Genomic DNA, 13,596 nt, shown 5'->3' with positions numbered 1-13,596 from the left:
CTCCAGTTGTTCGCGTTCAGCGGGTGTGATGACCAGTTCGGCTTTCGGGCGGCCGTTTTTCATTGGGTATCTCCTCAAATCTAAAGACACCCAGAAATTAAGCAAGATTTATGCTACGTATTAATGGGACAGGACACTAGTAAGCGGTCGAGTGAATCGAAATCGCGGTTTTCAAGCAGCGAAAGGATGTGCAGCTTATCGGGGAATCCGCTGGTGCGGCTGCACCCCATGCCCGGCAGAAAAAGCAGAAATATTGTCAAGACAAAAGCCGAATTTACCGCGAAGGGGAAAAATCGTTGCATCGGCGCACCTTTGTTATGAGTAAGCTTTTTTCTCGTCACACGATCCCGGAAAGTCCCGGCCGATATTCCTGCGTAGGAGACGTGGAAACGAGGCTACTCTTAAGCTTGAGTGGTCTTCCCTAGGGTTCCAGTCCACATCGCCGTTTTAATTGTAGGTGTTTCCGGAAGGGAGGCTTGTTGTTCAAGCTAAATCGTAGGTTCACCAGCCAGAGTAATCTTTGGAGGCATCCAAGCTTGCCGTTCCAATGAGCCAACCCCGAGCGCCGGCGACCGTTTCGACGCGCCTGCCCGAAAGTCTTTGCCGTATCCATTTTATCGTTCGCCGGCGGTGAACAATCGCTGATCCCAAATCACCGGTTCGGGCGCCGAATGCTCGATGGGGGAAAGTTGAGATGCGCAGGATTGATCAAGACATCCCGCTCGTACCGTCCACGACGGACGGCTCGATCAAAAAAGATAGAAACCGTTTGTGTTGAGCCCTTCGACTCTGCGCTATCGTGCGACGCTCAGTGCGAACGGGTCTGTTCAGAGCCTCTTAGAAGCTGTCTTCGAACTACGGCGCGCCGCCGCGGTCCCATTTCTCTCCTGGCGAAATGGTCATGTACGCCTCGGTACACGCCGGTTATTACGCGCCCCATCCGTGGGACTCGCCCTGCGGGCCAGCCTGCGGCTGTTCCCTTTGCGTATCCCGCGCTCCGGGTCACCCTTCCGCGCCTTGTCCCGACATCCCTCGTGACGTTTCAAGACAGCTTCTTAGCGACATCGGACGAATCAGTCCTTTTAGGCTCGCCAAGTGTTCACGGCCGTGGAATGCGGAATTTACGCCCTTCCGATTGCAGCACGAGGCTGTCGGAACGGATCTCCAAGAGTTCCGCGCCGCCTTGGATGCGGTCACCTACCCGGTATTTCTTCATGTCGATGATCGCAAAACGCTCTTCGGGCTGCTCGGAGTAGGCGAATACGTTGATCGTGATGGGCGCCATCCGCTGCTGAAAATCGACGGGCATGGCATGGAGAAACGGAATGGCGGGTTTGTCCGCGAGATCCTGGGGCGGCGGGTCGCGGGGTTCCGGTGCGCCTGCGGGAGCCCGGAATGCGACAGGGGGAATAGCTTCTTCGCCCGTAGCGGGTTCGATCGCGGGTTCCCGATGATCGACAGGTTTCGTTTGCCGAGGAAGCGCCCCGCTTTTCTCCGCCGGCTTGTCGAGCCGTTTGTCGGTAGTCTGCGCCGAAAGGCGTTCCGCTTTTTCGGGCGGCGCGGATTTGGGTTTGGACATCGTTGGTAGTGCAACCGATTGATCGGCGGTGTCGTCGGCCTTTTCCTTAGGGCGCTGCGCTACCGGCGGCTGTTCAACTTGTACGAGCGCCGGAGGCTCCTCTTTTTCTGGAGGTTGGATTTCCGGCGAGCTTAAGGTCGCCGGGGCGGAATCCGATTGTGCTGCCGTGGCGCCGGATGCGGCAGCGCTTTCCACCTTGTCGGTTTCAACGGCTTTTTTAGCCGTATCCGCCATGATGGGCTGCGCCGGCGGTTCGCTTTTCCCCCATCGGGTGAGCCAAAGATAGCCCAGGACGGCACCGTTAAGCACGATGAGGAGCGCTGCCATCCAGGCCAGCCCGCGATGCCGCGGCGGCGCTGGATCGACTTGGACAGGAGCGAGCGGCGCGGCTTGACCCGCTTGCCGTTCGCGTTCCGATTTTCGGAGTGCTTCGAGAATGTAGGACATCGATGCTGTTCCGGTTTTATGGAGAACCTGGGGCTAGCCTTGGCACGCCAGGGTCGCCGGCTCTTTTGGCGAGATAAATCATGGTATAGGGACCCGCGACACCGTCCGGAGCCAATCCGTGCTCTACCTGAAATGCGATCACCCGGGCCTTTAGATTCGCATCGAAATAGTCGTCGGCTCCGTCTTGAGCCGATGCGCGCAGCATCTGCCTCAACCACTTCACGGTATCGCTCTTGTTGCCCGCATTAAGTGGCGCGGCGTCGCCGTTGGGTGGTTTCCAGAGCAAGGTGGAGCCGCCCCCCCAAAACGGCAGAATGTCCGCCAAGTAAAAGGCATGGTTTTGTTCGCCAAAACTCAGTTCGATCTTGTCGTCGCGAATGCCGACCAGGGTTGCATAACGCTTTCCGCCGTCAGGCGCCGTGAATTCCAGCACGGCCGGGTGATCGAGCGTTCGCAGTTGAAACCAATTGCCGGTGGTCGAGAGACAACGCAGCCCTTTCCGTTCGGCAAATTGGCAGATCTTGGTGGTCTCGTCGGGCGGCTCGATCCGCCACAAGGACAGGAGGCGGGCAAAAGCCTTGTCACGGGTCAGGCCAGGGTCGACGATCAGTTTGGCAAACGCCTGCTCCGGATCAGGCGTTGCGGCGGGTTTCGGGGGCTCCAGGGCATTTTGCGGCGTGGCTGACGGCGCCAAAGGGATCGGAGCATCCGGTTTCGGCTGGTCGATGGGCCGATCGCGTGCCATGAGCGGATCCAACAGAGCGGACAATTGACGGGGCATGGCGACCGAGTTGGGCAGGAAGGCAAAGCCAGCATAGACCGATCCGCAAACGGCGAGCACGGCCAGAAGACCAAGAGGTGTGATGGGTGAAGGTCGTATGGAATGTCCGACGCTGCCTTTCGGCATCAGTTCGTTGGCGGCCTTCCGCGCAATGGCATAGCCGGCGCTGTTTTTTCCAAGGGTGTAAGCGCCCAGCAATGCCCGGTCGCAGATGAGATTGATCAGACGCGGAATCCCCCCCGATCTGCGATGGATTTCACCGACGGCCATCCGGCTGAACAGCCGATCCTTGGTGCCGCTGACGGCCAGACGATGCCGGATATAGGCCATCGTTTCCCGGACACTCAGCGGACGTAGGTGATAGCGCGCGGAAATCCGTTGCGAAAGTTGCCGCAAGTCCGGCTGAGCTAACATGGTGCCCAGTTCGGGCTGGCCGACGAGGATGATTTGCAGCAGTTTGGCCTGATTCGTTTCGAGATTGGTGAGCAGTCGAATCTGTTCCAGCACTTCGAAGCTGAGGTTCTGCGCCTCGTCGATCAGGACGATGGTTCGCCGCCCGCGGGCGTGGGTTTCGAGAAGATGCCGATTCAACAAATCGATGAGCTGCTTCAGGCTCGCCCGGGCCTCGGGGTAAACGATGTGCAGTTCGTCGCAAATGCTGGCGAGCAGTTCCCGAGGGTTTAGCCTGGGGTTGAAAATTAGCGCGACGTCGACGTCCTCGGGCAACTGGTCCAGGAGACATCGGCATAAGGTCGTTTTTCCGGTGCCGACTTCGCCCGTCAGCACGACGAATCTCCCGCCTACGCTGATCCCGTACAAGAGATGGGCCAGCGCCTCTTGGTGTTGGGGGCTCAGATAGAGATAGCGCGGGTTTGGGGCGATGGAAAAGGGAGGTTCGCTGAGATGAAAATACGGCGCGTACATGATGGTGAGGGAGAGACTCCTCGCGGTGCTATTTCGACGTCAAGCCTGAGCCGACGATACCATTGCGTCGAAGGGGGCTGTCAAGTTTATGGGCTCAAAAAGGTTTCTTCTCTCAAAAACTTGATCTTACGCCCTTTGCCATTCGTTCGATCAAGGCTCAAACCCCGAAGATCGGGCCATCATCCAGACCAGCATCTCTTCGGTGACTTCGTCGGGTTCCGGTGTGCTTGTCGGAGGATTAGTAACTAATGACTTGGCGCCATGTAATTCCAGGAGGTGCTCAACGGTCTCGTTGAGCGTCATCCGCTGCTCTTTGGCCAGCTTGGCCAAGGCGGTGTAGGTGCTCTTCTTGAGGCTCATCCGTTGCAAATTCGTTGAGCATTGGCGCTGGTTCAGGGCGTTCTGCAAGCGTTTCCAGCCCGTGTCGTTCAAGTGGCGTTCGATCCACCCGTTTAATTGCTGCACGTCCGAACAGAGATCGAGCTGTTCGGCGGCGCCTGCTTCGTGAGTTACTAATATTTCCTGTGTTCTGTCCGGTTCCTTGAGCATGCGCTGCAAGTAAGTCAGTGCAGCTACGTGTTTTTCGGGTTTGAGTCCGCGCATACATGAACCCATTAGTTACTCATTTACGGCGAAATCATATCACCCGGAGCCACAAATTAACATTAATGAGTAACTCACAAATATAGGGTCAACCCTCGGTTCAAACCGCGTATAAAAGCGGAACCCGGGAAAAAATCGCGCTCATAGGTGTCGTATAAGACACGGTGCATCGTGCGGTAAAGTTTCGTTGATCGCCGCGTCGTGAAGATTAGCTTGCTATGGACAGCCACCTAACGCGAACACAGGGAGAGCATCATGGACGATTTCAGATTTTTGCGAAACACAGCCGGCGTCGCCTTAGCCGCTGGGCTCGCCATGCCGAGTGTCGATGCCCGCGCCGAAGCGGAGCGTCTTCCGGCCTACGGCGTCGATCTTGCGCAGACTTCGGTCTCGGGCATTTCCTCGGGCGCTTATCTGGCGGTGCAGTTCCATGTCGCCCATTCCGGGATCGTCCGCGGCGCCGGGGTCATTGCCGGCGGACCCTATTACTGCGCCGAGAACAGCGTCGATAAGGCCACAAGGAACTGCATGAAACCCGATGCCGCCCATCCCGTACCCGATGTGACGCATCTCAAGTCCGTCACCGATCAGCTCGCGCAGTCCGGTGCTATCGATGATCCCGTTCAACTGCAGGATGACCGGGTATGGCTGTTTTCCGGTACTGCAGACTCGGTCGTCGAGCAACCGGTAATGGATGCCTTGCTACGCTATTACCATTCTTATGTGGACGATGGCGGAATTATTTACAAAAAAGACCTGAATGCGGGGCATGCTATGGTCACGGAAACGGATGGAGCCGCCTGTGCCTATACGGGGCCTCCGTTTATCAATGATTGCGACTACGACGCAGCCGGAGCGCTACTGGCCCATATCTATGGGCCGCTGACCCCGCCCGCTGCCGAGCCAACGGGGCGCTTCGTCGTGTTCGATCAGAACGAATTCCTCCCCGACCGGAAGGCTCATGATCACAGCCTGAGCGATTCGGGCACGGCATACATCCCGGAGGCTTGCACTTCGAAGCGTTGCCGGGTGCATGTCGCCCTCCACGGCTGTTTGCAGAACGAGGATAAAGTCGACGATGCTTTTTACCGGCAGGCGGGCTACAACCGCTGGGCCGATACCAATGATTTGATCGTCCTCTATCCGCAAACGACCGCCCGCTACGGTTTGAGTTGGCCGTACTGGACTTTGAATGTCGTGTGGAATCCCAATGCTTGCTGGGACTGGTGGGGGTACGACAGCGCCGATTACCACACCAAGGACGGAGTCCAGATCAAGGCGATCCGGGGCATGCTCGATCGGCTGGCGGAAACGAAACCGTGATGATCCGCGACTCGCTGCCGAGCCGTGCGAAAAACATTACTCGAAAGAATCGATTTCGGAATGGGAGAGTACGGCGATCAGTCCCAACCGACGACGTCGTAACCGCGCTCCTGCAAGCATCGGTTTACAAACGACTGATAAGCGGGATCCGGCCCCGATCGGCCGAACATGGATCGAATCAGTCCCGCCGTCGCGCCGCTCGCGGCGCCGATGGCAGAGCCGGCGCCGGCCGATCCGACCACGGCTCCGCCGACCGCGCCGGTCGCCGCGCCCATGGCAGCGCCTCCGAGAGTGTTTCTGGCGGCCCGGCCGGCGCCGGTCTGGCGAGAATCGGCCCCGGCCGTTTTAGCCAAGGACTTGCACTCGGCGATGTCCTGGTCGGCGGCGCCCTGGCCTACATTCTGAAGATGCTCGTTCGGGTAAAGCACCGGTCTCGCAGTGGCGCAACCGCCCAATCCGATTACAAACGCGAATACGATCAATGCAACGGCGGGTTTCATACAAAGTTCTCCGTGATCAGGCATGGCGTGCCTTGCGGTTACACTCCGCGTTTCTTCCTGCCTTTCATCTTTAGCTCAAGACATTATTTTCGGCACTTAATTCCTTTTTTTCTCAAGGTCCGCCAATCCGACGTCGAGACTATGCGCCGGCATTTATAGGTGCCGATGATCGTTTCCGGTCTTGTGCCGGGCACTAAGAACGCTTGGGGATGTCTGACAATGTAGTCCATCGAAACGGATGTCGGGTGGAGAAGTTATTTTTTGCCGGTCGATTACGGCGGGTTTGCCGAGGAGTAGATAGGCTCGACAGGTCGTTGCAGGCGAATGGATATTGAAGCAGGACCTTGATGAAGGTGACGGGAGCGTCTTATGAACAGGCGGTGGCTTTTAGCTGGTGTATGCGTAGCGCTGCTATCAGGCTGCACGACCGATCCGTATACGGGCGAGAGGCGAATAAGCAACTTGGGTAAAGGCGCCGGTATCGGCGCGGCGGTCGGCGCGGGCGCCGGCACATTGTTCGGCGGCAACGATGCCGCAAATGCCGGTTGGGGCGCATTAGCCGGTGGCGCCGTGGGTGCGGCTGTCGGAGCTTACATGGACCGCCAGGAGCGGGCGATGCGTGAGTCGTTGCAGGGCACCGGCATAGACGTGCAACGCACCGCGGAAAACACCCTCAATCTGAACATGCCCAGCAATATTACCTTTGCATTCGATTCGGCCACTCTGACGCCTCAAGCGCAAAGCGCTTTGAACTCGGTGGCGTCGGTTCTGAACCAATACCCCGAATCTACCATCAACGTGACCGGGCATACCGACGATATCGGGTCGGACAGTTACAACCAACGGCTTTCCGAGCAACGCGCCGGGAGCGTGGCCGGCTACCTGATCTCAGGCGGGGTCAATACCGCCCGTATTTCCCAGCAGGGTATGGGCGAGCGAATGCCGAAATTCCCCAATACTGACGAGGGCAACCGAGCACAAAACCGCCGCGTGGAACTGGCGATCGTAGCCAATCAAAATGTGGGCGCTCAGCCCGGCAGCGCTCCGCCGCAAGGGAATTACCCTCCGTCGGGGCGTCCGCCATCCGGCGGCTACCCGCCCGCCGGTGGTTATCCGCCCTCGGACAGCCCAGTCACGCCAAGGACTTATCCTCCTTCGGGCGGCGGGTATAGCTATCCCCGCTGAGGAACGGGGCCGTTAATTGAATCGTTAGTCCCACCATGGATGAGCGGGAATCGGAGACAAGCGAGTTGGCCGGCGTAGCGCCGAAGAGAGCGAGACACCGGAACGGCCGACAGATAATGGTGATGTCTGACGATCCATCGAATAGGAAGATGACAGGAGGTTATTATGAATAGGCGATGGCTTGTGGTGAGTTTGTGCTCGGCGTTGTTGGCGGGCTGTGCGACCGATCCGCAAACAGGCGAGAAGCGTCCTCGAGGTACAGTCATGGATGTGGACCGCCAGGGGCGGGCGATGCGTCTGGCATTGGAAGAGGCCGGTATAGACGTGCAACGCACCGCGAAAAATACCCTCAATCTGAATGTCTCCTTTCCGTCCGGTTCGGCCAGTTTGACGCCTCAAGCGCAAAGCGCTCTGAAATCGGTGGCGTCGGTTCTAAACCAGAATCCCGAGTCCACCGTCAACGTCACCGGGCATGCCGACGATGTCGGGTCGGACAGCGGCAACCAGCGGCTTTCCAAGCAACGCGCCGGGAGCGTAGCCAGCTACCTGGTTGCCAACGGGATCAATGCCGCCCGCATCTCGCAGCAGGGCATGGGCGAGCGAGCGCCGAAGTTCTCGAGCACCGATGAGGCCAGCCGGGCGGAAAACCGCCGCGCGGAACTGGCGATCGTGATCCGTCAAGACGTGGGCACTCAGCCTTCGGAACGTCCGCCTGCTGACAATTCGCCTACTCCACGGACTTATCCGCCGTCGGGAGGCGAATAGAGTTATCTTCGCTGGATGGCTTTAGGCTGAAGGGTGGTGAAACCGGAACGGCTGACGAATAAATGATCTCGGATGGCGCGTGTTTCCGTACGCGATTCGCTTCTTACGCCGAGGTCTGATTCATAGTCGTCAATGCTAATCCGAGAATCGGCTGACCGGTTGCGGATTTTGGGACCGCTTGCTGTTCTTGTCCATTACCCCCGGGATGGACTTGGTCGGCCCGGAGAACTTCTTTTTCAAAACGGTTACGCCGGTCTGGGGTTTGGCCAAGGGGACAAGGTCTTTCCGGTTGAGCCGATCTTGGGCGACATCGGTTCTCATCCGCCGGTCCCGTTCTTCGATCAAGCCCGGCAGCGCCTCGCCGTCGCGATTGAACGACCATTCGAGGATGGGAGCGCCCAAAGGCATCTTATCGCCATGTCTTCCGAACGGCGCCGAGTTCCATACATGCCAGGTCTTGCCGTAGCTGTTCATTTTTCCTCTCATGAGCGCCTTTTCGGCTGTTTCGGGTATTCCCGGCGCGGTGAGCTGGCCGGAAAGGATCTCGTAATTGTGGGGGTGCCAGTATCTTTTCTCTTGGAGAGGCAGAGACTCGAACAGCGTTTCCGAGATGATGTATTCGATTCCGATGAGGTTGGCTTGGGTGGTGTTGCCGTCGAACAGCACGCACTGGGCAAAGTCCTCGTTGACCTGGTGACAATAGTGGTGCGCTTCCATCTGATGGGACGGATTCCTTTTCGCAACATGGAAACCCGATAGATAGATATCCATCGGGCGCAGGGGCGATTGGCTTTGCAGCATTGCGGCCCCGGTTTCGAGCACTTGGGTCTTCGTGGTTTTTCCCCGGCCTTCGGGCTGTACGCCGGGGTTCTTTTTCTTCATGCCCCCGCAGCCCGATACCACGGCTAAGAGTCCCAGCGTTGCGAGTATGCATTTAGCGTTGCCCGATGCCAGTTTTTCCATAACGTTCCTTCCGAAAAATCCATGGACGACGACCCCGCCTGGATTGTTCCTTCTTAAACCGGATGGCAACAATAAGCGAATCTACCTAAAGTCATGATTCGGTCGGGGGCGGTCAGCCGAGTGGCTTGATTTCCGTCACAACTGCATTCGGCGCAGCCGGAGGGCGTTGGCGACCACCGAGACCGAACTCAGGCTCATGGCTGCCGCGGCGATCATCGGGGACAACAACAATCCGAAGAATGGGTACAGCACGCCGGCCGCTACGGGAACGCCCAATGCGTTATAGATGAAGGCGAAAAACAGGTTCTGCCGAATGTTGCGCATGGTCCCCCGGCTCAGCCGGTAGGCTTTGACGATGCCGCGCAGATCGCCTTTCACCAGCGTTACGTCCGCGCTCTCCATGGCCACATCGGTGCCGGCGCCCATGGCGATGCCGACCTGCGCCAAGGCCAAGGCCGGCGCATCGTTGATCCCGTCGCCGGCCATGGCGACTTGTCGGCCCTCCGTTTGCAGTCGTTTGACGATATCGACCTTTTGCTCGGGGAGCATTTCCGCTTCTATTCGATCGATCCCGAGCCGGCCGGCCACGGCCTGGGCGGTGGTGCGGTTGTCGCCGGTGGCCATGACGACATCGATGCTTTCTTTGTGCAAAGCCTCGATCGCTTCGGGAGTTGAGGCCTTAATGGGGTCGGCGACACCGATCAACCCGGCCGGCCGATCGTCGACGGTCACAAACATCACGGTTTGCCCATCCTGCCGAAGCGCATCGGCCTGATCCCAATCAAGATTAACGCCGAGTTCGCTCATCAGCTTGGCGTTGCCGACGGCCACTTTCCGGTCTTCGATCCGCCCGATCACGCCCAAACCGGTCATCGACTGGAACTCACCGACCTCGGCCAGGCGGAGACCCTGATCTTGGGCGCCTTTTACCAGGGACTCGGCCAACGGGTGTTCGCTGGCTCGCTCCAGGCTGGCGGCCAGGCGCAATAGCTCGCTCGCCGAAAAGCCTGCCATGGGAACGACCGACATCAGACGCGGCTTGCCTACGGTCAGCGTGCCGGTTTTGTCGACCACCAGCGCGTCGATCTTTTCCAGAAGTTCCAAGGCTTCGGCATTCTTGATGAGCACTCCCTCGACCGCACCTCGGCCCACTCCGACCATGATGGACATCGGAGTGGCGAGTCCCAACGCACACGGGCAAGCGATGATCAGGACGGCAACGGCATTGACGATGGCATAGGCCAATCGGGGTTCGGGGCCCCACAGCGACCAGGCGATAAAGGTGAGAATGGCGACCATGATGACCGCCGGCACGAAATACCCGGCGACGACATCGGCCAATCTCTGGATCGGGGCCCGGCTGCGCTGGGCCTCGCTCACCATGTGGACGATCTGCGCCAGCAGGGTATCGCTGCCCACCCGTTCCGCCCGCATCAAAAGGCTGCCGGTGCCGTTTACCGTAGCGCCGATCAGCCGGGCTCCGGCGGTTTTCTCGACGGGGAGGGATTCGCCGGTCACCATCGATTCGTCCACGGCGCTCGAACCTTCCACCAGAATGCCGTCGACGGGGATTTTCTCCCCGGGACGCACACGCAACACATTCCCGACTTCGATTTGACCGAGCGCGACGTCCACCTCGCTGCCATCCTCCCGCACCAGGCGCGCGGTCTTGGGCGCCAGCCCCAGCAGGGCTTTGATCGCGGCGCCGGTTCGGGTCCGGGCTCGAAGCTCCAGCACCTGTCCCAGCAGCACCAAGGCGGTGATGACCGCCGCCGCCTCGAAGTAAACCGCCGCCGTACCCTCTTCCGTGAGCATGGCGGGCGGAAAGATTCGCGGAACGAGAACGGCCACGACGCTGTAAACCCAGGCCATGCCGACGCCGAGCGCGATGAGGCTGAACATATTGAGATGGCGGTTGACCACCGACTGCCAGCCGCGCTGGAAAAACGGCGCTCCGGCCCAGAGCACCACCGGCGTGGCCAAAATCAGTTCGAGCCATTGCAGTCTTCGCACCGTGAGCTGCTCCGGCATCAGGGCCGGCGCCATATCGTGCAGCATCACCAAGGCCAGCAGCGGCAGCGACAAGGCGGCGCTCACCCAAAACCGCCGGGACATCGCCTTGAGCTCGAGGTTTTCCTCTTCCATCTCGACCTGCCGCGGTTCCAAGGCCATTCCGCAGATCGGGCAGTTGCCGGGACGGTCGCGAACGATCTCGGGATGCATCGGGCAGACGTATTCGGTCCGGGCGGGCCCGGCGGGTTCTCCCGCCCTTTCGAGCGCCATGCCGCATTTGGGACATTGGCCCGGCTGCGGCTGCCGGATTTCGGGATGCATGGGGCAGGTGTATAGGGCTGAGTCCGTTCGGCTGGCGAATTGCATGGTCATTTGCAGGTTATCCTCGGGTTCTGAGAAGAGCCTCGTCCAGATGTTTCACTCTATATTCTGAGACTGCGCCCGTGAAACGCACGTTCATATACGATAAAAAACCGGCCGGCCGCTTCAGTCGTCCGGAGTATCCGTTCGGATCACGATGATCGGCCGCAGCAATCCGACTCCTGCTGTACGGGCGGACATTTCACCGTTCCATAGGAGCAGAATACGCAGCAATCGCCGGGCTTCGGCTTGAGCAGCACGCCGCAAGCTTTGCACTCATAGAAATACTGGCAGGCATCGGCCGGCATCGATTCGGTTTCCGCATGCCCGCACTCCGGGCAGGTCAGAGTCGATTCCGAAATGACGCCCGTCATGGCGCGATCTCCTTGAGGGTGGACGGATAACCGGCGGCCTTGGTCGCTTCGGTGAGCGTATCCGCCGAAGTCGCGGCGTCGTCGAAATGTACGGTGGCGCGTTTATGCTCGTAATCGATGGAGACCTGTTGCACGCCGGTCACGCGCTCAAGCACTTTCTTGACCGTAATGGGGCACACCGGACACGTCATGTTTTGCACTTCGAGCGTCGCAATGCGCGGTGCGGCCAGAGCTGTGCCGGCCACAAGGCTAAACAGTAAAATGAAAGAAACGAAGGTTTTCATGATGCTCACCTCAATAAGAGCGGGGCGTACCACGGGAACGCCACCAGACCCAGCAAAGGAACGGCCACCAGCCAAAAGACGATGCGGCGCCTCTTCAGGGTTGCGCCTTCCGCGCAGGGCTTGCCGGGATCACATGCCGGGGGAGCCAGGTAGAGCTTGCGGAAGGCCAGGCCGAGGAAAAAGAGGGTCAACAGGAGAAACACCGGCCGGACCGGCTCGAAGAGGGTCAGGTTTGCCACCCAGGCCCCGCCGATACCGAGACCCAGCAAGACCAGCGGCGCCACACAGCACAAGCTCGCGCCGATACCCGCAAGCACGCCCGAAATCAAGGCTTGTTTCTGGTTCATGGCAATAGAACAAGTTATGACGGAAAACGTACTATAAGCTCCGTACCCAAGTACGGAGTCAAGACCATGATGCAAGAAAATTTCACGATTGGCGCCTTAGGAAAAAAAGCGGGGGTGAATGTCGAGACCGTTCGCTTCTACCAGCGGCGCGGCTTGCTGGCCGAACCGGAAAAGCCTTTAAGCGGCATTCGGCGCTATACCGAAAATGACGTTTTGCGGGTGCGCTTCATCAAGGAAGCCCAAAAGCTCGGCTTTTCGCTTGCCGAAATCGCGGACTTATTGAGTCTCGAAGATGGCCGCCACTGCCGGGAAGCGCGTGAGATTGCTTTAAGAAAACTCGCCGCGATCCGCGAGCGGATCGAGAGTCTGCAGGGTATGGAGCGAACGCTTGCCGATTTGGTTGAGCATTGCACGGAAAACAACGATCAAGCTTTTTGTTCCATCATTGCAGCACTGAACAGAGGTTTGTAAACGTCTTTTTGCTCGTTCGTGCTACCATTTTCGTCAATGCACAATAAAGCACAGATTGAAAGAAAAACTAATTAATAACTACTAGGAAATTCGATATATGTACGTAAGAAAACCTGTTATCTCGGTAATATTGGCCGGGGCCTTTTCGCTGTTCGGGGTCTCCGCCGCAGTTTATGCAGAAAAGCATGCGAAAGAAGCCACGGAGCATCTGGATCAGGCCGTAGAAAGCGGTAAGAAAGGGGATGCGGAAGGTGCTGCAAAACACACGGAGGAAGCGCAACAACACGCGATTGAGGAAAATAAAGAGCATCCCTATGCTCAGCCCTCGAAAGCCGTCACGGGAGAAAACCCAAAAGCCGAGCATGACACGAAGGCTTTCAGCGAGATAAAAAAAGCCAAGGGCCATGCTAAAAAAGATCATGCCAAGGAAGCAGGGGAAGCAGCGGACAAAGCTGCAACTCATCTTGAGGAAAAAAAACAGGCGGAATAATCGACTCACCATGAGTTTTACGTATCTCGACGGTTTAGTACTGTCCGGCTAAAACGAAGATACCCCGTTTTAAATTCGCCTGCATTCAAGCCCTCGGCTCCGAAGCCGAGGGCTTTTTATCTCCCGATGCGCCGGTTCAGAATCGCGGTATCCGGAAAGAACTAATCGTCGAAGGCAGTAAAAAATA

At 58.4% G+C, this 13,596-nt stretch carries 14 protein-coding genes; 5 read left to right on the top strand and 9 right to left on the bottom strand.

Going from position 1 to position 13,596, the window contains the following annotated elements; genetic code table 11:
• Positions 1-1,099: 1,099 nt before the first annotated feature.
• The 3 genes from VEB01_RS16205 to VEB01_RS16195 all read right to left on the bottom strand — a co-directional run bounded on the left by VEB01_RS16205 (position 1,100) and on the right by VEB01_RS16195 (position 4,334).
• Positions 1,100-2,026, bottom strand: a complete 927-nt coding sequence (locus VEB01_RS16205) for a general secretion pathway protein GspB (protein ID WP_324877228.1) — start codon at positions 2,024-2,026, stop codon at positions 1,100-1,102.
• A gap of 16 nt (positions 2,027-2,042) precedes the next feature.
• Entirely contained in the window at positions 2,043-3,731 is a 1,689-nt protein-coding gene (locus VEB01_RS16200; RefSeq protein WP_324877226.1) for an AAA family ATPase, read from the bottom strand.
• A gap of 150 nt (positions 3,732-3,881) precedes the next feature.
• Positions 3,882-4,334 (bottom strand): hypothetical protein, encoded by a 453-nt coding sequence (locus VEB01_RS16195; protein WP_324877224.1) that lies wholly within the window; start codon positions 4,332-4,334, stop codon positions 3,882-3,884.
• A 255-nt stretch (positions 4,335-4,589) separates the two neighbouring features.
• On the opposite strand from VEB01_RS16195, the gene VEB01_RS16190 reads away from it, so the two are divergent.
• Positions 4,590-5,657, top strand: coding sequence for an extracellular catalytic domain type 2 short-chain-length polyhydroxyalkanoate depolymerase (locus tag VEB01_RS16190; RefSeq protein ID WP_324877222.1), 1,068 nt, complete (start codon positions 4,590-4,592; stop codon positions 5,655-5,657).
• A gap of 77 nt (positions 5,658-5,734) precedes the next feature.
• On the opposite strand, the gene VEB01_RS16185 is transcribed toward VEB01_RS16190, so the two are convergent.
• The gene (locus tag VEB01_RS16185; protein WP_324877221.1) at positions 5,735-6,157 is read right to left on the bottom strand and encodes a glycine zipper family protein; all 423 of its coding nucleotides are present in this window, start codon (positions 6,155-6,157) and stop codon (positions 5,735-5,737) included.
• Positions 6,158-6,526: 369 nt separating this feature from the next.
• Here VEB01_RS16185 and VEB01_RS16180 point away from each other — a divergent pair, with 369 nt between their 5' ends.
• Both VEB01_RS16180 and VEB01_RS16175 read left to right on the top strand, forming a co-directional pair.
• Entirely contained in the window at positions 6,527-7,342 is an 816-nt protein-coding gene (locus tag VEB01_RS16180; RefSeq protein ID WP_324877219.1) for a YiaD family glycine zipper/OmpA-like lipoprotein, read from the top strand.
• Positions 7,343-7,507: 165 nt separating this feature from the next.
• Positions 7,508-8,107 (top strand): OmpA family protein, encoded by a 600-nt coding sequence (locus VEB01_RS16175; protein WP_324877217.1) that lies wholly within the window; start codon positions 7,508-7,510, stop codon positions 8,105-8,107.
• A 135-nt stretch (positions 8,108-8,242) separates the two neighbouring features.
• Here the strand turns inward: VEB01_RS16175 and VEB01_RS16170 are convergent, their stop codons facing one another.
• The 5 genes from VEB01_RS16170 to VEB01_RS16150 all read right to left on the bottom strand — a co-directional run bounded on the left by VEB01_RS16170 (position 8,243) and on the right by VEB01_RS16150 (position 12,448).
• Positions 8,243-9,070 carry an OBAP family protein gene (locus VEB01_RS16170; protein WP_324877215.1) on the bottom strand — a complete coding sequence of 276 codons (828 nt, stop codon included), beginning with the start codon at positions 9,068-9,070 and terminating at the stop codon, positions 8,243-8,245.
• A gap of 135 nt (positions 9,071-9,205) precedes the next feature.
• A complete protein-coding gene (locus tag VEB01_RS16165; RefSeq protein ID WP_324877213.1) occupies positions 9,206-11,455 on the bottom strand; it encodes a copper-transporting P-type ATPase in 2,250 nt (749 codons plus the stop codon).
• Between the two features lie 140 nt (positions 11,456-11,595).
• Positions 11,596-11,817 carry a GDCCVxC domain-containing (seleno)protein gene (locus VEB01_RS16160; RefSeq protein ID WP_324877211.1) on the bottom strand — a complete coding sequence of 74 codons (222 nt, stop codon included), beginning with the start codon at positions 11,815-11,817 and terminating at the stop codon, positions 11,596-11,598.
• Positions 11,814-12,101, bottom strand: a complete 288-nt coding sequence (merP, locus tag VEB01_RS16155) for a mercury resistance system periplasmic binding protein MerP (protein ID WP_324877209.1) — start codon at positions 12,099-12,101, stop codon at positions 11,814-11,816. Before merP ends, VEB01_RS16160 begins: the two co-directional genes overlap by 4 nt.
• 5 nt (positions 12,102-12,106) lie before the next feature.
• Positions 12,107-12,448, bottom strand: a complete 342-nt coding sequence (locus VEB01_RS16150; RefSeq protein WP_324877207.1) for a mercuric transporter MerT family protein — start codon at positions 12,446-12,448, stop codon at positions 12,107-12,109.
• A gap of 66 nt (positions 12,449-12,514) precedes the next feature.
• Between VEB01_RS16150 and merR the strand changes: the two genes are divergently transcribed.
• On the top strand, positions 12,515-12,919 hold the full coding sequence (merR, locus tag VEB01_RS16145) for an Hg(II)-responsive transcriptional regulator (RefSeq protein ID WP_414675494.1): 405 nt from the start codon (positions 12,515-12,517) through the stop codon (positions 12,917-12,919).
• Positions 12,920-13,016: 97 nt separating this feature from the next.
• On the top strand, positions 13,017-13,409 hold the full coding sequence (gene smbP, locus VEB01_RS16140; protein WP_324877205.1) for a small metal-binding protein SmbP: 393 nt from the start codon (positions 13,017-13,019) through the stop codon (positions 13,407-13,409).
• The last annotated feature ends 187 nt before the right edge of the window (positions 13,410-13,596 follow it).

Source organism: Methylocaldum sp. (assembly GCF_035627495.1).
Taxonomy (GTDB): Bacteria; Pseudomonadota; Gammaproteobacteria; order Methylococcales; family Methylococcaceae; genus Methylocaldum.
The sequence above is the reverse complement of the archived record's forward strand: the minus strand, read 5'-3'. Positions and strand labels throughout refer to the sequence as shown.